This window comes from Pseudomonas gorinensis (assembly GCF_042015035.1).
GTDB classification, from domain to species: domain Bacteria; phylum Pseudomonadota; class Gammaproteobacteria; order Pseudomonadales; family Pseudomonadaceae; genus Aquipseudomonas; species Aquipseudomonas gorinensis.
The window spans coordinates 3,010,576-3,034,115 of sequence record NZ_CP167125.1 but is presented as its reverse complement, the minus strand read 5'-3'; the positions used below and the strand labels follow the sequence as shown (position 1 = coordinate 3,034,115).

General features: G+C 63.1%; 8 protein-coding genes. All 8 read right to left on the bottom strand.

Annotated elements, in window-relative coordinates; translation table 11 throughout:
- Position 1: 1 nt before the first annotated feature.
- Positions 2-1,801: a DUF2341 domain-containing protein gene (locus tag AB7933_RS13880; RefSeq protein ID WP_024074821.1), complete on the bottom strand. Its 1,800-nt coding sequence runs from the start codon at positions 1,799-1,801 to the stop codon at positions 2-4.
- Positions 1,802-1,825: 24 nt separating this feature from the next.
- Positions 1,826-3,412, bottom strand: a complete 1,587-nt coding sequence (locus AB7933_RS13875; RefSeq protein ID WP_024074820.1) for a ShlB/FhaC/HecB family hemolysin secretion/activation protein — start codon at positions 3,410-3,412, stop codon at positions 1,826-1,828.
- Between the two features lie 59 nt (positions 3,413-3,471).
- Positions 3,472-4,065 (bottom strand): transposase, encoded by a 594-nt coding sequence (locus AB7933_RS13870; RefSeq protein ID WP_041160904.1) that lies wholly within the window; start codon positions 4,063-4,065, stop codon positions 3,472-3,474.
- A 701-nt stretch (positions 4,066-4,766) separates the two neighbouring features.
- A protein-coding gene (locus AB7933_RS13865; RefSeq protein ID WP_404940672.1) for an IS3 family transposase occupies positions 4,767-6,142 on the bottom strand; the annotation gives its coding sequence in 2 pieces (ribosomal slippage) (positions 4,767-5,648 and positions 5,651-6,142; 1,374 coding nt in all).
- A gap of 411 nt (positions 6,143-6,553) precedes the next feature.
- A complete protein-coding gene (locus tag AB7933_RS13860; protein WP_024074817.1) occupies positions 6,554-18,601 on the bottom strand; it encodes a filamentous haemagglutinin family protein in 12,048 nt (4,015 codons plus the stop codon).
- A gap of 325 nt (positions 18,602-18,926) precedes the next feature.
- Positions 18,927-20,129 (bottom strand): substrate-binding domain-containing protein, encoded by a 1,203-nt coding sequence (locus AB7933_RS13855; protein ID WP_024074816.1) that lies wholly within the window; start codon positions 20,127-20,129, stop codon positions 18,927-18,929.
- A gap of 411 nt (positions 20,130-20,540) precedes the next feature.
- Entirely contained in the window at positions 20,541-21,752 is a 1,212-nt protein-coding gene (gene gspF / locus AB7933_RS13850; RefSeq protein WP_024074815.1) for a type II secretion system inner membrane protein GspF, read from the bottom strand.
- Positions 21,752-23,170, bottom strand: a complete 1,419-nt coding sequence (gene gspE, locus AB7933_RS13845; protein ID WP_024074814.1) for a type II secretion system ATPase GspE — start codon at positions 23,168-23,170, stop codon at positions 21,752-21,754. Before gspE ends, gspF begins: the two co-directional genes overlap by 1 nt.
- Between the last annotated feature and the right edge of the window lie 370 nt (positions 23,171-23,540).

The following is a 23,540-nucleotide window of genomic DNA, read 5'->3' as shown; positions in this document are numbered from 1 at the left end:
CTCAGGCCGAAACCGGCGCGTGGTGCGGAGCACGGTGCCCCGCTTCACTGAACTGGCTCTCGCCGTGCATCTCCGCCAGGCGGGTGATGAACTCGTCGACAAACACGCGCATGTCGGCGCTGACTTCCTTGTTGCGCGTGATCAGGCGGTTGTAGCCAAACAGTGCGGGAATCGCGACGAACAGCCCCATGGCCGTGGCCAGCAAGGCGGCCGCCATGCCTGGGGCGATGGCGTTGATATTCACGTCGCCGGCCATGGCCGTGCCGAGGAACACCACCATGATCCCCAGCACCGTACCGAGCAGGCCGATATACGGGCCGCCGGCGATGGCGTTGGACAAGGTCGAGAGTTTGGAACTGAGCGCCTGGTTTTCACGGGTGCGCACGCCGTCCATGGAGCAGCGGATGGCTTCGATGGTCGCCGCCGACACCGACGACGTGTCGGCGCCCTGGGCGCGACGGGTGCGGATCTCCTTGATCGCCACACGGTACAGGCGCCACAGCGAGGAATGCGTCAGGCGTTCGGCGAGCACGGCGTCGTCATAGAACATTTCCAGGCGCGTGCCGATCTGCGCGAACTGCTCGCGAAACACCTCGTTGGCACTGCTCACGCGGCTGACCATGCGGTTCTTGCGGATCATGATGAACCACGACTGGAACATCATCGCCACCAGCACCAGGATGATCACCCAGGCGTCCGCCGGCACGGCTTTGAGCAAAAAGCCCAGGCTGCCGAAACCGAAGCCCGACTGCTCTTCATCCACCCCGTAGGCCACCAGTTTCGACTCGGCGCCCTGGGCGCTCGCGTCGGCCAGCAACAACGCAGCCGGGCGGGCCACCTTGGACAGGCGCAACTCATCGATGGCCCCGGCGAATGGCAGGTGCGTGCTGCCGGCTTCGGGCAGGTCGGCGCCAATCGCCCATTGTGAATTCAACGCTGGCATGGCCACTGCCAGGCTCGCGGTTTCGCGGCCATTGACATACAGCGCGACTTTTTCACCCTCGGCGGTGAACGCCAGGTGCTGCCATTGGCCAGGGTTGAGCGGCTGGGTCGACGCCGCGCGCTGGCCGTCGATCTCGACAAACGGCATGCCCTGGTTCACGCCCAGCAACAGGCTGTGGGGCCCCTCACGGCGGGCCACGACGATTTGCTCGCCGCTGGCCTGGTCCAGGCGCAGCCAGGCGCTGAAGGTGAAGGCGCCACCCGCGGCGTGTTGCAGCGATGGGCTGGCCGGCAACAGCAGCGGCTGGCCGCCGAACTGCAAGGCGCGGCCGATCACACCGTCGATGCTGGTGCCGGTGGCGTTGAGCGCGGTGTTGGCATAGGCCGTGGTGTCACGCGGCGGCGTCGCATTGGCGCCGTCAAAGTGGTAGATCGCGGTGTAGTTCGGGTCGAAGGTCAACTGGCCGTTCGCCGTGGCCGGGGCCTTCTGGTTGCCGTAGTACATCCACAGGTCCTGGCGTTGGCCGCCCTCGACCTTGGGCACATCGACCCAGATCAGCGCCATGCCCATCAGCGGGTCGAAGCTTTCAATCTGGTGGTTGAACACCGTCTTGTCATCGGCACTGACAAAGCGCAGGTCGCTGCCGTCATCCTTGACCCCGTCAAAGGTGAAGTTGCCGGTGTGCAGGCGCACCAACAGCGCGGTACGGCCCAGGGCCTGGCTGATCGCCGCGCCTTGGGCGGTGGTGTCCACGCTGATCTGTTTGCGGTAATGCCAGTCGTCTTGCCACCAGGCATGGGCAGTGGCCGGGAGCGCGAAGCCCAGGCAGATCAACAGGCTCAGGATTAGGCGTTGCATGGGAAGAGTCTCCGGGGAAAAGGGTCAGAAAGTCGCCTGCACACTGAAGTGCAGTCGCGAGTCCTGTTTCTGGGTGTTCGGTCCGTCGAGCAGCGGGTAGCCCCAATCCAGGCTGCCGGACAACCATTTGCTCAAACTGGCGCGGGTGCCCAGGCCGACACTGGCCAGGCTGTATTCGTCTTCCTGCTCGGGCAGCGGGTCATGCAGGCGCAGGCGCGCACCTTCGGCGAACGCATAGAAGCGCCACTCCTGTACGTAGCTGCCGAGGAACTTGGCCAGGGACGGTGTGCGCAACTCCTGGGAGAGCAGGAAACCTTCATCCCCGGTGCGCTCGGCCGCCAGGTAGCCGCGCACCGAGGTGGCGCCACCGGCGGAATACTGCTCGTTGGACACCAGCGGCCCCGAGGCCAACTGGAAGCCGGCCTTGCTCGCCGACTGCCAATCGTTGGCGAAGGTGTAGGTGTAATTCAGGTCGCCCTTGAGCACGGCGAAGCTGGCACTGGCCTTGTAGCGCTTGTTGTCGAACGCTTTAGCGTCGCTGCCATAACCAAAAAATGCGCGGGTGCCGACGATCAGGTTCAAGCCCAGCCCCAACTGGGATTGCTCGGTGTAGCGATAACCGTTGTAGCCAAAGGTCAACGGCGCGTACTTGAGCGGTACCTGGTCGCTGCTGTTGCCGAACTTCAGCTCCTCGTCGAAATCCTTGAAGTCGATCCCGAACGAAAACGAATTGGCCCAGTTGCCTGCCGCCGGCAGGTTGTAGATGGCCGATACCCCGTAGGAGTGGCCCTTGCCCAACACGTTGCTGCCGCCGATGGTGGCGATGTTGCTGTCGGACTGGTAGCCGGAGAACTGCAAGGTCCAGCGCTCATCCAGCGGGGCACTGTAGGAACCCGACCAGACCTTGGCATTCGAGCTGTCCTCGGGGGCGGTGAAGTAGGTCAGGGAAATGCTGTGGCCCAGTTGCCAGAGGTTGTCGTAGCCCAGGGTCGCGACCGAGCGCAGCTTCTCGGTGTCGGCGCTGTAGTCGTTGTTCAGGCCGAGACTGGCGTGCCAGGGGTTCTGGTCTTCCACCTGCAAATCCACGTCCATGGTGCCGGGGCGCTGGCCTTCGCGAACCAGCGGCGTAACCTGCCGACCGGCGCTGCGGTTGAGCCCGGCCAGCTGGCTTTGCACCGAGGTGAAATCCGGCACGGCGCCCTCTTTCAGGCCCGGCACTTCTTCGCGAATTTCCACGGGTGAGTAATGCTTGGCCCCAACGACGCGCACGCGGCCGACCTTGGTTTCGCTGACTTGCAGGAACACGATGCCGTCATCGACCTTCTGCTCGGGCAGCTCGACAAACACCGACTGGTAACCCCGTGCCTGGTAGATCTTCTGCAATGCATCGCGGGCGCCTTCGATATCGCCCAGGGTCTTTTGCGGGCCGAGAAACGGGTACACCGCCTCCTCGATCGTTGCGGCATCGAGCACGGTATTGCCGCGCACGAAGTACTCGTTGACGTCCACCCGGCGCGCCGGGGCTTCGCCCTCTTCGGCCAGCACCGGCTGCGCGAAGGCGCCCAGCGTCAGGCAGCACAACGCCAACGTTGACTTGAACAGATGCTCCACACAGCCCCCTAAGTGTCTAAAATATTGCGCCGTCGCCGTGTGTATGGCGTTTGGCCTGCTCAATTGCGGATGGTCGAAAGCTGGCTGTGCCGGGCCAGCCAGGTGTGCAGCAGCGCGAAGTTCAGGGAGAACTCCTGCATGTGCAGCAAGGCGCCGCCAAACACGTCACCGATGATGGTCTGGATCAGCTGCACCGCCCGAGGGTTGTTCAGCAAGGTGGCAATGTCGCGTTGCAGGACGTGGAGGCCCCACACCTTCTGGTGCAGTTCGAGGCCGACGAACCAGCGGAACAACAGGTTGTAGTTGAGCTGCTCGTGCAGTTGCTGTTCGCTGGGCACCGAGTACAGCAGTTGCAACAACAGGATCTGCAGCACGGTGCGCGGTGCGATCAGCATCCCCGGGGCGGGCTGCAGCAGGTCGGGGTGCCGGTCGAACACCTCGTCGATCTGCGGGCGCAGCAACACCAGCGAATGGCTCGCCGGGATGTAGCTGGAGACTTCCTTCAAGGCGCCCTGCCAATCGTCCTGGGAGACGATCCACACCCACGGTGCGCCGTAGCGGTACACCGAGACCGGTTTCTTGCGCGCGGCTTCGACGATCTTCGACAGGCGCTGGTCGAGCTCCTGCATGCCGACTTTCGAGTAACGTTCCATAGTTCCCATTTGCCCCACTCCTGGCGTCCTGCTGACGGCTGGGGAGGTGATTTGTGGTCGCCTCCAGCGCGTTACATAGGCAAGACGGGGATGGGGGGGAGCTACCGAACTTTTGTCATGAAAGCTTCATTTGGGATTGGGTGGGGGGCAATTTTTTGGGGGGTTGGGGGGGGCGGGAGTTCCGTGTACATATCCGTTTCTGCGGTAACGGCGACTGGCGGTTCCGCCCTTACGGCGGGTCACTTTTGGAAAAGAGCCCCAAAAGTAACCAAAAGGGCTCTTGCCCCACCACTCGGCACCTCGCCTAGGCTCGGTGTGCCCTCACTCCGGCTTGAATCCGTGGGCCGCCGTCATGGGCCATCCCTGGCCCAGGACGGCTAACCCGGCGTCCTGCCGGGTTACCCACGGATTCAAGCCTGCGTTCGGCCAGCGTGGTTTAACGGGGCGCCTAAGATCAAGATCAAAAGCCAGAGCAAAAGCAGAGCAAAAGCAGAGCAAAAGCAGAGCAAAAGCAGAGCAAAAGCAGAGCAAAAGCAGAGCAAAAGCAGAGCAAAAGCAGAATGAGGTCTACCTGACTTGCAGAGATATCTGATCTATGAAGATCCAATTGTGGGAGGGGGCTTGCCCCCGATGGCGCCGGGTCAGTTAACAAATAAGTGACTGACACATGAAGTGCGCCCCAAAAGCTGGACAGCTGTTGGTTAGGCTACAGCGGACCGGGTCCTGTACGCTACAGGGCTCAGTCCGCCAAGCTTCACTTTGATTCGCTTATGGTTGTAGTAATGGATGTACTCATCCAGCCCCGCTTGCAACTGCTCCACGCTTTCAAAGCTTTCCCGATAGTAGAACTCTGACTTCAGCGTGCCGAAGAAACTCTCCATTGTGGCGTTGTCATGGCAGTTTCCTTTGCGTGACATGCTTTGCTCCAGCCCTGCTTTTTCTAGCCTCTCCCGGTACTTTGGATATCGATAGTGCCAGCCTTGATCTGAATGCAGCATTGGCTTGCCGCCCTCAGGTAAGCCTTCAATAGCTTTTTCCAGCATCTCGCCCACCAAGGCATATTGGGGACGTATTGCCGTCTGATAGGCCACGATTTCTCCGTTGTACAAGTCCAAAACTGGGGACAAGTACAGCTTTTTGCCGGCCACTTTGAACTCGGTGACATCCGTCACCCATTTCTGATTCGGTTGCTCAGCCTCGAACTGACGAGCCAAGGTGTTGGGCGACACTTCGCCCATCGGCCCTTTATACGACCTGTATTTCTTAGGCCGCACCGTGCATTTCAGACCCAGCTCCCCCATCAGTCGTCGTACCGTTTTACTGTTGATCAGCGATCTTTCTTTACGTAGTTCTAGCGTCATCCGACGGTAACCAAAGCGGCCCTTATGCTCGTTTTGGATGGTCTGGATAGAAGCTTTGATCGAGGAAAATCGGTCCGCAACGCCCATTGCCTTGAGTTGGTAGTAGTACGTACTTCGCGCAAGGCTCACTAGCTTGAGCAAGTCACGCAAGGGAAAGTGTTGCTTAAGCTCACTGACTAATCGGGCTTTTTCTTCTGTTCTTTCTCCCGCCTCATCACCGCCTCGCCTAACTCCCCAAGCTTTTTTAGATAAGCGTTCTCCATCCGTAGGTATTGGAGCTCATCAAGTAACGTCTTGTGCTCAGGCTCAGGGCTGGTGAGTGGGGCAGCGGTTTTGCGTGGTTTAGCAGGTGGTTTAGGCATAGCGGTGCTCAGTCCTCTTTTCCCTGACTCCAGGGCTTCAATACCGCCACTGTAATACTGCTGTTGCCATCTGCCCACCTGAGTGGAATCCCCCAAGTTGAAAAGCGCCGCTGCGCGGCGCAAGGAAAGGGAGTCATCCCACATGCGCCGTAGAACAGAGAACTTGAACAAGGCACTGTAACGCTGGCCGGTACTGCTCAAGCTGGCCTCACCGTGTAATCGATAAGCCTCGACCCAACGACGAAGCAAGGTGGGGTCCATTTGAAATTGAGCGGCGACCCGGCGAAACCCTCGGCCTCGCTCAAGGAAAGCGGTGATGGCAGATAGCTTGAACTGCGTGGTGTACTTGCTCATGAAAACGCCCCAGAAATTGGATGGGTGTCCAACTTCTGGGGCGCACTTCAACACCCTCATCGGGGGCAAGCCCCCTCCCACATTTTTAACCGAGTACACCAGCCACAACACCGGTCGGCTCCAAGGCAGCAAAAGACAGAGCAAAACCAGGCCGAGGTCTACCTCACCTATGGAGATCTCTGACCTGTGGAGATCCAATTGTGGGAGGGGGCTTGCCCCCGATGGCGCCGGGTCAGTTAACAAATAAGTGACTGACACACCCTCATCGGGGGCAAGCCCCCTTCCACATTTTTAACCGAGTCACCAGGCACAAATCCGGTCGGCTATCAGGCCGCCGCGCCAACAACCCCAAAAAAACGGGGCGATCATTGATCGCCCCAAACGGTACATCGAGAGGTCCTTTCTAAGTCCTTACAGGGTGATCTGCTTGCGCTCTTCATCCGTCAAGCGCGCACGCGCCTGTTCACTCAACGGTCCGGCGCCCAGTACCTGCACCGGGCTGTTGGGGTTGTAGCCGGAGGTTTTCTGCTGTTCCTGCGGCTCGCGCTGTACCGGCTCGGAGCCAAAGCTCAGTACCTCCACCGTCACGATCGACGCCCTGCCCTGCTTGGCCGCCGCCTGCTGGCTGCGTGCGGCACCCTCCGCTGCCTGGGACGCCGCCGCCCCCGCCGCGCTGGCCGAGCTCATGGCGCCGGTGTTGACGGTGGCCGTCACCGGCACCCCGGACGATTTGCCCTGGGTCTGGATGTTGGCCGCGTTGACCACGCGCAAGGCGGCGATGTTGACGTTGCCCGACACCCGAATGCCCGCCTCGCCCGCGTCGATGGTGCCCAGCGGCGCGATCAGGTCGATGTCCCCCGCCGGCACTTCCGGGATCGGGTTCAACGTGGCGATCCCCGCCCCGGTGCTCGGTACCGATGGCGACAGGCCCACGTTGCCCCAGTTGTCATAGACGCGCTTGGGCGGTGTGTACACCACGGTGGTCTTGGAACCGCGCCCGGCGTTGATGTCGCCCTGGGCGGTCCAGGCCATGATCGAACCGCCGAAGGTGGTCATGATGCGGCTCTGGCCGAGCAGGATACTGCCCAAGGAATACAGCTGGATATTGCCCGAGCCCTGAGTGATCACACCCGCCGTCGACGGAGGCGCCGCGCCTTCGATGCCGAAGGTCTGGTTGCCGCCTGGGGTGAGCATCTGGATCGAGCCACCGAAGTTGGTGTGTACACCCGCGCCGCCGAACATCGTGATATTGCCTTTGTAGGTGATCGGGTTACCGGCCACGTCGGTCTCGGGGAACAACCTGGCAATCGCCGCACGCCCACGGACATAGCTGCCCTGGCGTACGCTGCCGTCCTGGTTGTACTCGCGGCCGGCGGCCTTGAGTTCGGCGAAGTACACGTCACGGGCGAAAACCCGCTGTTGTTCGACCGGCAGTGCGGCGTAGTAGGTCCGCGCCTGTTCGCTATTGCCGACGAAACCGAAGCGTGCGGCCAGCCAGGAGACCAGCTCGTTTTCGTAGGTCTTGGCGATTTTGCCGCCCTGGATCGACTCCCCTGGCTGGGCCAGGTTAGCGGGGTTCAGGTAGGCCTCGACAAAGCGGCGGTAATCCGGGCCGTTGGGGCCTGCGCCGGCTTGCATCACGATGCTCGCGCCGGGCCGGGTGTCGCCAGGAGCCACGGCCCCCAGGCTAGTGATCGCCACTTGGTCGTCCATCAGGATATTGCGCCCAGCGGTCACTTCCAGGGTGCCGGGGCCGGCGACATTGAAGCTGCTGTAGAGAATGTCGCGGCCAGCGCTGGCGATAGAAATGTCGCTGGCGCCGTTATGCACGAACAGGTTGCCCGCAAAGGTGTACTGACCGGTCGTCAGGTCCCCGCCCGTGGCGCCGCTCAGGAGAGTGCCGCTGCGGACAATATCTCGCCCGGCCAGCATCCGTACCGCGCCAGCGCCCTCGTAATAGGTCTGCCCGAAACGCGCGTCATCCGAGCCGGTAATGGTGATCGCACGCCCACTGTTGACCGCGAGCAGATCGCCGCTCAGCGCATAGAAACGTGCAGGCTCCAGAGCGTCACCCCATGACGTACTGGCGGTGTTGGGACCGAAGGCAAACAACGGGTAGGAGATGCCCAGGCGGGCAATATTGCCGTCGATAGAGACATTCCCGCTGCCCACGTCCGGGCGCCTGCTAATAAAGCCCTGGAAAGCCGGATGCAGGATGCTCGCCAAACTATTCGGCGCCGCGCTGGAACGGCTGATCGTCAGGTCACCGCCGTAGATCGAATCCCCCGCCAGCAGTTGCAACTGGCCGTTGGTCGACGGTGCCAACACCAGCGCCTTGAGCTCCGGCCAAGGTGCTGTGTTGAAGGATGAAGCGCGGCCGTAGTACAGGCTGCCATTGGCGGCGACTGCACGTAATGTCGCGGGATACACTGCTGCCATGTCCGACTCTGCGGTATCGGTCAACGGCGTGAGATTGCCACCGGCCGAGAACAAGTCGATGGCTGTGCGGTTGGTCCACAGGCTGAACCAGCTCTGCCCCAGACCGCTGACCCCATTATTCTCGTAAGCCAGGATATTCATCTGCGGTGCACGGCCAGGGTCGGCCACGTCCTGCAGCACCAGGTCACCACGGGTGGCCAGGCTGAAGGTCGCATCCCCCGGAAACAGGCTCCAACCACCGGTCGCGGCCGCAGAAGTCGAGCGGGTCGGATCGTAGGCGCGGATTTCGCTGGGGCTCTGATCCTTAGGCTGGCTGCCATAACGCAACGTCAGGCTACCCAGGGCGCCACCCGTCAGTTGTACATGCCCACGCAGATCCACCACCGCGCCATTGAGATGCTCCAGCGCCGTCTGGCTGCCGGGGTTCACCGCCCCACCCACCCGCACGTTCAGATCGCCGCCGCCGGTGAGTTGCAGGCTGCCATCGGCCGCGACCCGCCCAGTACTGCCTACCGCCAGGACCAGGCCCGTGCTGCGCGGGCTTATGTTGCCAGCCAGGTTCGCCACAGGCTTGAGCATCCCCGCATCGCCACCGACATCGACATTCAGATTGCCGCCGCCCAGGGTGCCGAACCCGGTAAAGCCCACCATCCGATCCGCTAGCCCCGCTAACGGCACCTTGGAGCCAAAGTTGATCCACCAGGCGGTGGGTTGCGCCTGGCTGCCGCTCAAACCATTGCCTTGACGCCAGAGCCAATTGCCGACGTTGACCGAATCCACCTCACCATCGGTAGTCACCGGCCGCCCGCCAGTGGACCTCGCCTTGCTGGTAATGTTGCCGGTCAGGTTGCCACCGACCTTCAACAACACATTACCTCCCCCATCCGGGAACCAGGCACCTTGCGGGCTACCGGCTGTGGCGGCGGTGGGACTGCCGGCGGTGTAGACGCCGAAGAGCGATTCCATGCTTAAATCACCCGCGGCCAGCAATTCCAGGTCCGCCGTACCGGTGCGGATCACGCTGAAACGCGCGCTGCTGCCCACTATCTTGCTCGGACCGAAGACGCCGTAATGGCTGTCGGCCAGGCGCAGATCACCGGCACCGGCCTGTGGATGCGCCAGCAGCATCCGGCTGTTGGCCGCCTGGGTATCGGCCCCACCCACTAGGCGCATCGACCACGACTGGGAGCCCTCAGGCAGCATGGGCGCTGCGGCCCATAGACGGTTCGGATAGTTTGGGTCCGGCACTCGCAACTGTATCGACTTTGCGGCCCCCGGAAATTTAAAGTTGACGCCCTCCGGCAACCGCGCACCACGAGGCAGTTCCTTGGTGCCAAAGAGGGTCACGGAGGCTACGCTGGGCAGCGGCACGCCAGCAGGCCAGGTCATCTGCTTGACTTCGGTCAGACTGACCAACACGTTCCCGGCATCCAGGATACTGTCAGCCGGGAAGGTCACCGCTGTGCTTAACAGGGTGCCTGCCGGGTACAGCACACTCCCTGTCGCATCGCGCACGGCGCCCGCCAGCACCGTGCCGGCCGGAAGCACCAGTTCCTCAGCGAGGGTCACTGCGACCGGCAGCCGGGTGCCAGCCGGCAGGCTCCGCGCTTTGATCGGCAGGTCAAAGTTAAGCGTCGTGCCACCTGGGAACGTCGTACCGTCCGCCAGAATCACACCGTTGCGCGGTATTACCACCGCGCCGCCGGTGTAATCGAGACCCGCACGCAGTACCCAGCCGTTGTCATCCGCCGTCGCTGCAGGCACTGCAAAGCCGTCATTGATGCTGCCGTAGATATTCAGGTTACCACCGGCGCGCAGCGTCAGGCTGCCCGCCTCGGTCACCGCACGGGTAGGCGATTTCAGGCTGGCGTAGCGATAGCCGGACAGGTCCAGGTCGCCTTGTACCACCAGGTCGCCATCGGCGGTTTTGCTGATGATTTCTACGCCGGGACGCAGGTGGAACGTATCGCCGTAGGTCGCATTGTTCAGACCGGCCAGCTTGTTCTGTACCAGGTTGGTGTTACTCAACGCCGCATCGATGAACGTGGTGTTGAGACCGTGTATGTCATCCAGGTATTTCTGGGTGATGACCTGATACGGCCTGCCGCTGGCGGTCGTACCGGTCCCGAGCGGCGCATTATCATAGGTGGCCATGCCATTGAGGGCGATCGAGCGCGCGCCCTGGATCGTCAAGCGTCCACTGGTGTCGATCGCGATGTCATCGGCACCCAGGCGCGGCGCATTCAGTTCCAACGTGCCACGGTTGCGCCCGTCATTGGCGGTGGCGGCTTCGGTACCATGGCGCAGGTCAACTCGCGCCCCGTCGGCCAGGGTCAGTTGGCCGATGCCGGAACCCAGGACCACGATGGCGCGGTTCGGCGAATCGATGATCTTGCCGTAACTGTCCACGCGCAATTGCGTGCCATGGGCGTCAAGCACCGCAGTGCCGTCCAGGGTCAGGCCGTTCTTGCCAGCCAGGTTGATGCTGCCGACGCGCTCGCCACTGGCGTCCACCCGGCCAGTCACGCGCAACGTGCCGCTGTCCACCGAGACATCCACGGTGTTGGCCTTGACTCCGTCGCCGATGATCAGGTCGCCCTGCTTGAGCTGGAAGCTGCGCGCGCCAAAGACCTGGCCCTGGTTGAGACGCTGGTTGAGGGCGGTGAACTGGTCACTCAAGCTGCCGCTGCCACCCAGGTGCTGGGCCTGGACTTCCACCGCGCCGGCCAGGTACGGCACCAAGGTGCCGCCGGCATCGTAATAACCGCTGCTACCCGCAAGGATCTTGCCCGCCAGGTCGACGGTGCCGGCCGTGCCGCCCACCGCCACGGCGCGTAGCTTGCCCGCCTGGTTGTACTGCGCCGACAAGTCGATGGTCGAGCCCGCGGCCTGCTGCACATTGCCTGCGCGACTCTCCAGCACCACGTCGCCCCCCGCGCTGTATTTGGTCAGGTCGTTGAAAACGATCGAGCGACCGGACACATCAACCGATGCGTTGTCGGTCAGCACCACGTCGCCACGGGCGCCCAGGGTGACCTTGCCGCTGGGCAGTACCACCGCGCTGGCCAGGCGAAGGCTGTCGCCCTGCAGCGACAGCTCGCCGCCCAGGCCTTCCACTTTACCCACCGGGCCTGCCGATGCGCTGATGTCGATGGCGCCACCCGCGGTGATCTTATTCACCGAGCCGGCTTCGCCGGTCATCAGTGGCGTGAGGATATTCAGGTTGCCGCCACTGTAGGCAAAGCCCTTGAGCGCGTCATAGGCACCTTGGCTCTGGTACACCGAAAGGCTGCCCTTGTGGTTGGCGGTGATGCGGTCGCTGGCATTCAGGTTGACATTGGCAAAGCCCAGGGCGAGGCGCTTCAACGTTGCAGTGGTGCTGGCTTGGGCAAACTCGCCATAACCGAACACGATGCGTTCGGCGTTGATATCCAGGCGCCCGCTGCCGGTGCCCGCACCACCCGCCACCACCATGCCAGGGGCTGCCTCGGCGCCCTGCCAGATCAGGTTGGCGGTATGGATGGTCGCCACATCATTCGCGCCCCCGGAACCGTAGATCGCCGGGGTGGAGAGCATCAGGTTGTTCAACAGGGACTTGCCGGTCACCGCATCGTAGGTGTCGAGGGTGGCGGAGCCGTAGAAATTGAAGCTGTCCCGCGCCGACAGTTGCAGGGTCTCCAGGGCCGGAGCGCCAAACTGAGTGTCGCCGCGCAGCAGGCGGTCGAGCACTTGCTGGGTGAGGGTCAGGCCCGCTGGCAAGCGATTCCCCGCCGCGGCGTCGGCCAGCGCTTGCGGGCTGCCAACGTTGATGCTGGTCAGCCCCAGGTTGAGGTGACGGGTGCCATAACGCACCTGATCGCCCATCTGCAGGGTGCTGTCGGTCAAGGCGACAATGCTGCCTTCGGAGTACAGGGCGGTCTGCCCAGTGCACGGCGCGTTGTTGCATACCCCCAACTGGATGCCGCGGCCGACATCCGGTTGCGCCGCTGCGACCACATTGAGCAAACCGTTGGAAACCGCCAGTGTGTTGGCCAGGTTGTAGATGAAACCGTCACGCGCGTCATAACTGGCCTTGCCACGCCCGATAGTATTGATGGACGCCCCCTGCTCCACCACGATGGAACCGGTGGAAGCCACCAGGAACACTTCCGGCGCCGCCAGGCTCGCGCCCTCTCGCAAGACGAGAGCGCCAGTGGTGCCGTTGGCAAGGGTTATGTAGTTGCCCGCCTGGCCGTAGTTGACCACTGTCGTCCCCCCGATCATCAGGCGCGCGGCACCCAGCGAATTCAAGCTGTCGGCATCCACGGTGATACCGTTGAAACCACTGGTGGCGCCCCGGCCGGCAGCCACGATTTCGAGGTCGTTGCCTAGACCGCTGTGGTCTACGTTCATCAGCGCAACGGTACCCCCGTACCCCCCTTCAGCGGCCTCGAAGCGACCATTGCCCTGGAACGAAAAAGCATCCGCCCCGGCCCCCAGGCGCAAGGCCAGTTGTAAGGTCTTCGCATCCACCGGCAGCAATGCCCGTGGGACACCGAGCCGCGCGGCATCGGCTATGGCAAATTGCGCGTAGCTGGTTTCGTTGTACTGGGAGTAACGGCGCAAGGTATCGGCGGAGGTCAGGATCACTTGGCTCGCGATGCTGTCGCTGATGCCGGTGTTGGCGATGGACAGCTGCCCGGCAGTGGACCATGAGCCGTTGCCCATCAGTTGGGCTGCCCCTTGGCTGCCAAGGCCGGCCAGGCCGTTGATTTCCACCCTGAACGCCCCCGGCATCAGGGCATAGGTGGACGGCATCAGCGTATAAGTGCCCGCCGCCAGCCCCGGCACACCAGCACCGATCGTGATCTGCTGGCCCACAAGCGGCTCGACGGCCCCACCCTCCGGTGCTACCGGGGCGTAGCCCGGTTGCGCGCCGGGCACAATCGCATAGACCGGGTTAGTGCCCAGCCCCGGCAACACAAAGCCACCATTTGCGCCGAACTGCACCAACGGGTTGTAGCGCGCATCCGTGGAGCCGCCGCGCCCGGAAATGAACCCGGCCCCGAGCAGCTCGCCACCGCCGGACAGATCAACGGTAGCACCAGGCCGCACCAACACCGACTCACCGCCCAACGTCATGCCGACATTAAGGGTGCCGTTGAGGGCTGAGCCTCCTTGGCCGATGAACGTCACCGTCTTGCCGTTGTACTTATAAACCTGCCCATCCACCGTGCCGCCATAGGGCAGCACCAACCCCTTGCCACTCACCGAGGTAAGGCTGCCGGGCAGCAATTCGACACGACTGGAGCCCAGGCTGCCAATTTCGATCAGCCCCAGGGGCGCGCGTATCACCCCGCCCTGCTTGATGGTAGGGCCGCCCAATTGCAGGCGACCGAACGCCGAATACGGCGTGGCGCTCTGGCTGTCACCGGTGCGTGCAATGGTCAAGGTACGCGTCGGGTCGTAGTTGAAGCCGGTGCCATTGTTGCTGAGACCGTCCAGGTAACCGGCGATCACCCGCGCCCCGACTTCGGTCGCGGGGTACAGCTGTGCGGCACTCAGGGTCATGTCCCCCCGGGTCATCAGTTGTGTGCTGATGCCCTGGGCAATCACGTTTGCATCGGCACCGGCCAAGAAGCGCAGGTCGCCCTGGCTCGTCAGTTGTACATCGTCGAAACCGCGACGGTCGACAGTCACCAGGCTGCCATCGGCCAGCGTCAGATCACTCTTGTTGCCCATCAGCACATTGCCGCGCACATCGATCAGGTTGCCACCGGCGTTGAATACCGCCTGACTGGCGCGTCGCGACATGCCTGAGGTCAACACCGGATGCAGGTATTGGTCCTTTGTGGGATCCAGCGGCGCAAGGATGCCCGCCAACAACAGGTAAGGCGCCGACAGGTTGATACGGGCATTAGCGGCAGCGTTTTCAGTCAGGCCCATGGCGCCGCTGTACAGGCGCAGGCTCTGGCCCATGTTCAACGCCACGTCGCCGTCAAAACTCAACAGGCCGTTGCTGAGCAAAGCCAGGTTGTCAAAACCACCAGCGCTGACCTGATCCACCCCAAGGCGGCCATGACCGTATTCCAGGCTCGCAGCCGCGGCATCGGCGGTACCCGGTAAGAGGCTGTCTTGATGGACTTGACTGATCACCAGCTCGCGCACATTGAGCACCCTGTCGGTGACCGTACTCTTGGCGTAATACGGGCTTTCCAGCGCCAGCGACAAACTACCGCCCGCCGCCCCCGCACCACCGGCCCGGGCGACAACGCTGCCGTCCAGGTACAGGCCATTGTTGGAGGCCAAGCTGATGCTGCCGCCCTTGCTCGCGACCAACACCCGGCCCTGGCCTGGAATGTCCAGCGCCGCCTGGGCACCCGAAGCATCCAGGCGCGCGCCCTTGCGCACCACCACAAACAGGTCGCTGGCCTTGGCAATGCCGGTCGCCAGGTCGATATCGCCGCCGATGCTGATCTTGCCGCCACTGCGCACCTGACCGTAGACCCCCCCACGGTTGTTCACCGCCGTAACCGCCCGCGACGCCACGTCGATCAGCGCGTTCTCGCCCACCCAAATCGAGCGGCCATGGCCAACGGCATTCGTCGCTTCGGAGCTGCCCACCGTCAGGCCGCCGAGGCTGACGCTCCCGCCCCAGGCATTGAGAGTACCGTTCATCGTCAGCTGGCCGACGCTGCGCAGGTTGATGCCCTGGCCGGGGTCGACATTGATCACCGCGCCTTGGCCTACGGTCAGGGTCGTGGTGGCCAGGTCGGCCGCAGTGGAGTCCTGATGACCCGCGGTCAAGCTCAAGCTGGCACCCAGGCGCTGGTTCAATACGCCTTGGGTCGGGTTTTCCTGGTACAACGCTGGCGTCCAGCGCTCAAGGGCAGCGGCCGGGTCGCTGCCGCTCGAAACGCCGGATGTCTGTTCGCCCAAACGGTAGACCGGCGTAGTGACATCCACCTGGGTGCCATCGGTGACCAGCAGCCCTTCATTGCCGGTAATGTCATAGGCCGAGAAGCCCTTATTGAAGAAGTCGCCGGCCAGTTGCAAGGTGTCGGCGGCCGGCGCCGTGGCGCTGTCGCCTATCTGCACCTGGCGCGCCTGCAACGCCAGGGTGCCGCCGCCGCTGACGCCATAGCCACGAATCTCGCCGTCCAGCGCCAAAGTGCCAAGGGCCGCCAGGGTCACGTCACCGCCCTTGCCGCCAGTGAGGGTGCCATTCACACCCAGCGTGCCACCGGAAGCCACGTCCACCACACTGCCCGTCGCCAGGTTGACATTCGCGGTGCTACGCAGCGACACCTTGCCGCCGTTCACATAGGCCACACCGGCGGTATTGGCTGGGTCCAGCAGCAGGTTGTTCCAGCGCCCGGTGGTGTCCAGCCTGACCCCGCCGGCGACGTCGACAATACCGCCCCCCGCCAGGATCGTGTCACCCACAGCCCCGGCTTTAAGCGGGTCGACCTGGCTGAGAATGTTACCGGCATTGATGCTGCCACCATGGGCCGTGAGGTTGGCGTTGAGGTTGACCCCTGGCCCGAACAAGGTGATATCGCCGCCATCCGCCACCGTGAGCGCACCGTTGACGGTGATCTGCTGCGTGGCACCGACTTTGATCGCGCTCAGTGAGTAGCCATTGAGCTGATCGCTGTCGAGCACCAGCTTGCCTTGGCGATCCGCCGGCAGTGCGGTGCTGAGGTCCAGGCCCTCGGCGATCTTTTGGGTGTTGCTGTCAATCAGCACTTCGGCGGCAGTGCCGTTCAGGGCATAGCGCAGGGTGCCGGTGGTCTTGTTATAGACCGGTGTGTACCCGCCAATGATCAACTGCGCGCGCTGGGCCATGGCCTTCTGTGACTGCTGGTAACCGTCGAGGTTGAGGTTTGGCGCCTGGGTCTGGCGATCGCCCTGGAAGACGTCACTGATCAGTTGCCCTTCCAGCACCGCGCTGGTGGTTCCGACCACCAGCTTGCCGGCATCGCGGCCCACGGTGTAACCCGACTCGTAACGGCGTTGCTTGGCGATCATGGGGTTGTAGTAATACTCGGTCTGGCCCCAGCGTTTACTGGTGTCTTCAAACCCCTTGTAGAAACCGGAATAGAGAATGTCGCCCGGCGCCCTGGACACTTCATACAAGCGCCCATCGGGGCCCTTGAGCCAGGTCTGTTGGATATAACCGGCCTGCACATCCACGGTGCCACCCGACAGGTTGATCTGCGCGCCCTTTTGGGTCACCACGTCCTTGCCGGTAAAGGTCACGGTACCGCCCTGGGCCATCCACTCACCCACCGAGTGGCCCTGGGTGCCGAGGTAGCCGCCGACTTCCAGCAAGCCGCCGGCGGTGTACCAGCGATCCGTCGCATAGCCGTTGGTGCCGGCGGGCACAAACACCAGCTCGCGCAGGTCGACCCACACATCGTTGTTGATCAACTGCCCGCTGTCACGGTTGACCGGCGCATCGCGCTGCTCGTTGCCCTGCACGTTGATCTTGATGTTGTTGGCTTCCATCGACACCTTGACGCCCACCGCGCCGGACACGTCGATCATCGCCCCATCGCGCACCAGGCTGCGCCCGGTCGCGCTGACCGCGACCTGGCCACCGGTGGCCAGGGTGATCGAGCCTTTCTGGAAGTCCACGGTGCCGCCGCTGACGATCTCGATACGCGATTGGTCGGTGCGATCGGCCACGGCGCTGAGGTTGTTGAACAGACCGGTGATCAGGTTGGCGGGGGTGCCGTCGAGCTTGGTCAGGCCATTGCTTTGCTGGCTGTTCAGCGCAGTGCTGCCACTGCTGTCCAACAGGATCGCGGTGGTGCTGCCCTCGCCCAGGGTCACACTGCCGGTGGTGTCGGTGGCGGAATTGAGCAGGTGAATCGTGCCACGGGTGTCCACCGAGGTGCTGGCCAGGGCCACGCCGTTTTGCTGCACCTGGTGCCCGGTCAGGGTGATGTCACCAGTGGAGGCCATGATCAGGCCGTTGTTGCTGACCTTGCCGGCGTTGCTGCCGGCCTTGAGGCTGGTCGCCACTTCATTGCCGCGCGTGGTGGAGCGGTCGTTGCCTGCGGTGCCGACGCCTTTACGGATATAGAAGCTGTCGCCGGCCGCCAGGGTGGTCTGGCCCTTTGCGGTGTTGATCGTACCGGCGTTGTCCACTTCCGAACCGAGCAGCAAGGCATAGCCGCCCGCATCCGTCGAGGTGGACGGGGTGTGGGTCTGGATCAGCGCACCGCGCTGTACCTGGACCTTGCCCGCTGCGTCGGTGAAGGTCGGCTGGGTGCCGGTGCCATCCACGTAAATACCGCGCTGGGTGAACTGCTCATCAGTGATGGTCGCAGCGGCGGCCACGAGATTGCGCACGTTGACCTGGCTGGTACCATTGAAGACCACACCGTTGCGGTTCACGATCATCACCGTGCCGGCGCCATTGATCTGGCCCTGGATCTCGCTGGGTCGCGCGTCGGGATCGTTGACGCGGTTGAGTACGGCCCAACTGGCCTGCTGTTGGAAATCCACGGTGGTGTTGCGCCCGACGTTGAAGGTCTCCCAATTGAGGATCGCCTTGTCAGCCGTCTGTTCGATGCTCACCGTGGTTTTGCCGCCGGATTGGCTCTGGGTCGGGCCCTTGGCGTTGGTCCAGCCCTGGGTCAGGCTGTTGTCAACTTGCAGGCCGCCCTTGCCCAGGCCATCGGGAATCGTCGACACCTGGCCAAACGCCGCCTGGCGCCCTGCCGCTTGCGCCGCCTGCTGCGCTGCAATCGCCGCGACACTGGTATTCAAGTTGCTGATCGAGCGCGCCATCTGCTGGTTGACCCGCGCTTGCTGGTTCAGCGTTGGAACCCCCGGCACCTGCCCGGCACTGATCCGCGCCGCCGTCGCGGCCTGGGACGCGCCTTTGTCGGCAAACCAACCGGAACTGAACGCCGTGGCCGCCTGGGCATTGCCTGCCACCATCAACAAGGCAATGGCGTGGGCCAAGGGCTTGAGCCGCAGGACCGTCTCTTGGGCTTTCAGGTTAACCGGCGATTTGCAGCGGACCATCGGGAATCTTCCTTCTTTATTGGCGCCCAGGGGCAAGACAGGCTTGTGTATGAGGGTTAGGCGGTTGGCGGGGGGCGCGACTGAACTTCTGTCATGCAAAGTTCATAAAGGACTGGTAACGGCCCGATAAGGACGACGCACAGTTTCTGTAGGAGCGAGCTTGCTCGCGAAAAACGTGAGGACGCCGCAGGCATTCAACAAGCCCGCGTCATCGTTGACGACCTTCGCGAGCAAGCTCGCTCCTACAGAGGAAATCGCAATGCAAAAAATCAGCAACGGCACAGGCCGTTGCTGATCAGGTGTTGCGGGTCGGTGAAAGCTTGGGTTACAGCGGACGACCGATGCCGTTGCAAACGTTGGTTTTGCCGATGCTCAACGCGCTGCTTGCCGTCACGAAGTTATCGGTGATGGCGGTTTTCCAGTTATCTGGCAGCGGTACGAAACGGTTGGCCGTGATGGCGTCGTCGTTGTTGTTGGTGTCGCCAAAGTGCTTGGTGAAGAAGGCACGCACTTGGCTGGTCTGGGTAGCGTCGGCGTAGCACTGGCTGAAGATCAGGTTGGTGAAGCCGAGGATTGGGTAGCCCGAATCCGGGTACGGCTGGACACCGGCCACGCCTGTTTTACCGAACACTGGAACCCAGTTGTCCGGGTTGGTGACATCGAGCGGAGCGCTCGGGTCGTTAGGTGGCAGAACCTGAGCAATGGCGTCGGAAACATTGCTCGGAGCTGGCGATACGCCTTTGATGCCCTTAGCCGTGTTTTTACCAACACGGGCAACCTTGGTGGCGTCGTCCAGACCGGCCAGCGTAGACGCAGCGAAGTCAGGGCTCATGTAGGTGATGCGGCCTTCAGCGACAGAAGTATCGTTCACGGCATCCATCACGCCCTGGCTGCCAGTGGCGGCAACAGCGCCGGCAGGCAGGCCACCGGTGTAGCTGGTGCCGAAGGTGGTGGTGATGTTGAAAGTGCCGGTCTCAGTGCACTTGGCGTTAAGGAAACGCGTGAACAGCTCGGTGGTACCGCTGCTCTCGCTGCGATAGACAACCGTGATCGGGCCAGTACGGCCAGCGCCCGAAATCCCGCTCCAGTCAGTGATACGGCCGGAGAACACACCACACAGCTCTGAAACGCTCAGGTCAACCGCGTTGGCACCGCTCTTGCGGAAAGGAATGGCAACCGAAGTAGCCACCGAAGGCACCTGGATCAATTTGCCCCAGGTAGGTTGTTTGTTGGTGGCGTAGGTCGACAGTTCAGTCGCAGTCAGCTTCGAATCGCTACCGGCCCAGTGCACGTTCTTGTTGCTCACGCCAGCCACGAACTTGGTGTAATCGTTGGTCAAGAAGGCTGCCTTGCCATTCCCGCTGCCCACACCAATGTAAGGGGCGAAACCGGCAGTCAGCACACCGGAGGTCTGGTACAGCTTCTGTGGCAGGGTCGCACCACCGCCGTTGATGTCAGCCATTGCAGCCTGTGCCGAGCACAGTGCAGCGAGGGTCATGGATACCGCGAGAACGTTGCGCTTAAACATGAAGAATCTCCTTTCATCGTGTTTGTACGTTTGGGGTAGATGGCTCTTGCATGACGCCATGGCTTCGGTCCCAAGCCGTGTGTCGGGGGTGGCGAGGGGTGAGGCCATGGGTTAGGAATTTGGCAGCTTCCGATGACAGCAAAACGAAAAAACCTCGGGAGGAAGGGCTTGATTTTTAAAAAGATTCTCGGGTGTTTTGGTCATGCTTTTGAGCGGTTTGGCGGTAGGTGACAGCGGGGTTTCAGCGCGGGTTTCGTCAAGACGGCGCGGGCTGTGGCGAGGGGAGTGGATGTGACGGAATGAGGAACCCGAGGTTGAGGGCCGGCGATAGCGGTGGGTCAGTCACCTCAGTTGTTGCTGACACACCGCAATCGGGGGCAAGCCCCCTCCCACATTTTTGACCGCGTGGAGTCAGGTCACCAGTTGGTTGATCTCGATGATCGGCAACAGCACCGCCATCACGATCACCAGCACCACCGCGCCCATTACTACGATCATCAACGGCTCCAGCAACGCGGTCATGCCCATGGCACGCCGTTCGATGTCCCGCGACAGGGTCTGCGCGGCGCGTTCGAGCATCGGCGGCAGCGAGCCGGTTTTTTCGCCGCTGGCGATCAGGTGGATCAGCACCGGCGGGAAGACTTTTTCCACCGCCAGTGCAGGGGCCAGGTTGACGCCTTCGCGCACCTTGGCCGTGGCATCGTTGACGCACTGGCTGAGGCGCTCGTTGGACAGGGTTTGCCGCGCCGCTTCCAACGCACGCAGCAACGGCACGCCGGCACCGCCGAGGATCGCCAGGGTCGAGGCAAACCGCGCGGTGTTCAGGCCCAGCACAAAACGCCCGATCAGCGGCAGGCGCAGCACCCGGCTGTGCCAGTTCAACCGCGCCACCGGGTCGCGCAGGTACAGGCGCCAACCCCAGAAGCTGCCGACGATGCCGCCGAAACACAGCCAGCCCCAGGCGCGGATAAAGTCGCTGGCGTTGAGCATCGCCAGGGTCAGCCCCGGCAGGTCCTGGCGCGCCTGGGAAAACGCGCTGACCACCTGCGGCACCACGTAGCTGAGCAGGAAAATCACGATGCCGATCGACACCAGCCCCACCACACCGGGGTAGATGAACGCAGTGAGGATCTTGCCGCGCAGGTTGTTGCGCTCTTCGATGTAGTCCGCCAGGCGTTCCATCACCTGGGCCAGGTCACCGGACTCCTCCCCCGCCGCGATCAGTGCGCGGTAGATCGACGGGAAGTCTCGTGGCCGTGCCGCCAAGGCATCCGCCAACCGCATGCCGCCGCGCACATCGGCACGCACAGCGGCCAGGGTCTGGGCAATGTGCTTTTTCTCGGCCTGCTCCACCGTGGCGCTCAGCGCCGCCTCCAACGGCAGGCTGGCGCCGAGCAGGCTCGCCAGTTGCCGCGTGGCCCAGGCCAGGTCGTTGTCCGACAGCTTGGCGCTGAACAGGCTGCTGCCGGCAGCGCTTTGCTGACTGCCTTCGACCTGCACCCGCAGCGCGGTCAGGCCACGGCTGCGCAGCACGGCAAACGCGCCGCTCTGGCTGTCGGCCTCCAGGTGCCCGGCCTCGACTTTGCCGCTGGCATCGGCGGCTTCATAGCGATAGCGATTCATCAGGCGTCCCGTGTCACGCGCAGGATTTCTTCGGGCGCGGTGGCGCCGCTGCGCACCCAGCGCTCGCCGTCTTCACGCATGCTGAACATCCCCGCACGGCGTGCGGCCACGCGCAAATCCTGCTCGCCGGCGCCTTGGTGGATCAGGCTGCGGATATCGTCGTCGACGCAAAACAACTCATGAATGCCGGTACGCCCGCTGTAGCCGATCTGGTTGCACTGCGCGCAGCCCACCGGGCGCCAGGTGCCAGGCGCGGCGGGGTCTTCCTGCTTGCAATGCGGGCACAGGCGCCGCACCAGGCGCTGGGCCAATACGCCCAGCAGTGACGAGGCCAGCAAAAACGGTTCGACGCCCATGTCGATCAGGCGGTTGACCGCCGACACCGCGTCGTTGGTGTGCAAGGTGGCGAGCACCAGGTGGCCGGTGAGCGAGGCCTGCACGGCGATTTGGGCGGTCTCCAGGTCGCGGATTTCGCCGATCATGATGATGTCCGGGTCCTGGCGCAGGATCGCCCGCAGCGCGAGGCCGAAGGTCATGTCGATCTTGGCGTTGACCTGGATCTGGCTGATACCCGGCAGGTCGTACTCCACCGGGTCTTCGACGGTGAGGATATTGCTGGTGCTCGCATCCAGCCGCGCCAGGGCCGCGTACAGGCTGGTGGTCTTGCCGCTGCCGGTGGGCCCGGTGACCAGCACGATGCCATGGGGCTGGCGAATCAAGGTGTCGAGGCGCGCGAGCAACTGCGGCTCCATGCCCAGGGTCTCCAATTGCAGACGCCCGGCCTGCTTGTCCAGCAAGCGCATCACAACGCGTTCGCCATGCCCGGTGGGCACGGTCGACACACGAATATCAATCGGCCGCCCGGCCACGCGCAGGGCAATACGGCCGTCCTGGGGCAAGCGTTTTTCGGCGATGTCGAGCTGCGCCATGATCTTGATGCGCGACACCAGCGCGCCATGCAACGCCTTGCGCGGCGACACCACGTCACGCAGGGTGCCGTCGACGCGGTAGCGCACCACGGAATGGGTTTCATACGGCTCGATATGAATATCACTGGCCTCGTCCCGCGCGGCCTGGGTCAGCAAGGCGTTGATCATGCGGATCACCGGCGCACCGTCCTGGGTATCGAGCAGGTCGGTGATCTCGGGCATGTCCTGCATCAGGCGGTCGAGGTCGACTTCGTTTTCGGCAGCGCCGACCACAGCGGCGGCGCTGCCTGTATCGGCATAGGCGCTGGCGAGCAGGCCGTCGAGTTCGTCATCGCGCACTTGCTCGAGGCGGGCCTGGCCGAACTGGCGATGGACTTCGCTGATGGACCAGCCGGGGGTTGAGGGGCAGACGGTCAGCAGCATGCCCTGCTCGCTGGGGCGCAGGAGGATGCGTTGGGATTTGGCCCAGGCGTAGGGCAGAAGGCTCATGGGGTGGGCCCTTTTTGGGGGTGGGCGTGGGCATATCCGTTGCTGCGGGAACGGTGGCTGGCGGGGGGGTGTACATATCCATTGCTGCGGTAACGGCTACTGGCGTTCCGCTCTTACAGCGGGTCACTTTTGGAAAAGAGCCCCAAAAGTAACCAAAAGGGCTCTTGCCCCACCACTCGGCACCTCGCTTAGGCTCGGTGTGCCCGAACGCAGGCTTGAATCCGTGGGCCGCCGTCATGGGCCATCCCTGGCCCAGGACGGCTAACCCGGCGTCCTGCCGGGTTACCCACGGATTCAAACCTGCGTTCGGCCAGCGTGGTTTTACGGGGCGCCTAAGATCAAGATCAAAAACAGAGCAAAAGCAGAGCAA

Bases quoted from the DNA above. Each gene is read 5' to 3' on its own strand.
- AB7933_RS13880 (WP_024074821.1), bottom strand. From the start codon at position 1,801: ATGCAACGCCTAATCCTGAGCCTGTTGATCTGCCTGGGCTTCGCGCTC.
- AB7933_RS13870 (WP_041160904.1), bottom strand. From the start codon at position 4,065: ATGGAACGTTACTCGAAAGTCGGCATGCAGGAGCTCGACCAGCGCCTG.
- AB7933_RS13860 (WP_024074817.1), bottom strand. From the start codon at position 18,601: ATGGTCCGCTGCAAATCGCCGGTTAACCTGAAAGCCCAAGAGACGGTC.
- AB7933_RS13855 (WP_024074816.1), bottom strand. From the start codon at position 20,129: ATGTTTAAGCGCAACGTTCTCGCGGTATCCATGACCCTCGCTGCACTG.
- gspF (WP_024074815.1), bottom strand. From the start codon at position 21,752: ATGAATCGCTATCGCTATGAAGCCGCCGATGCCAGCGGCAAAGTCGAG.
- gspE (WP_024074814.1), bottom strand. From the start codon at position 23,170: ATGAGCCTTCTGCCCTACGCCTGGGCCAAATCCCAACGCATCCTCCTG.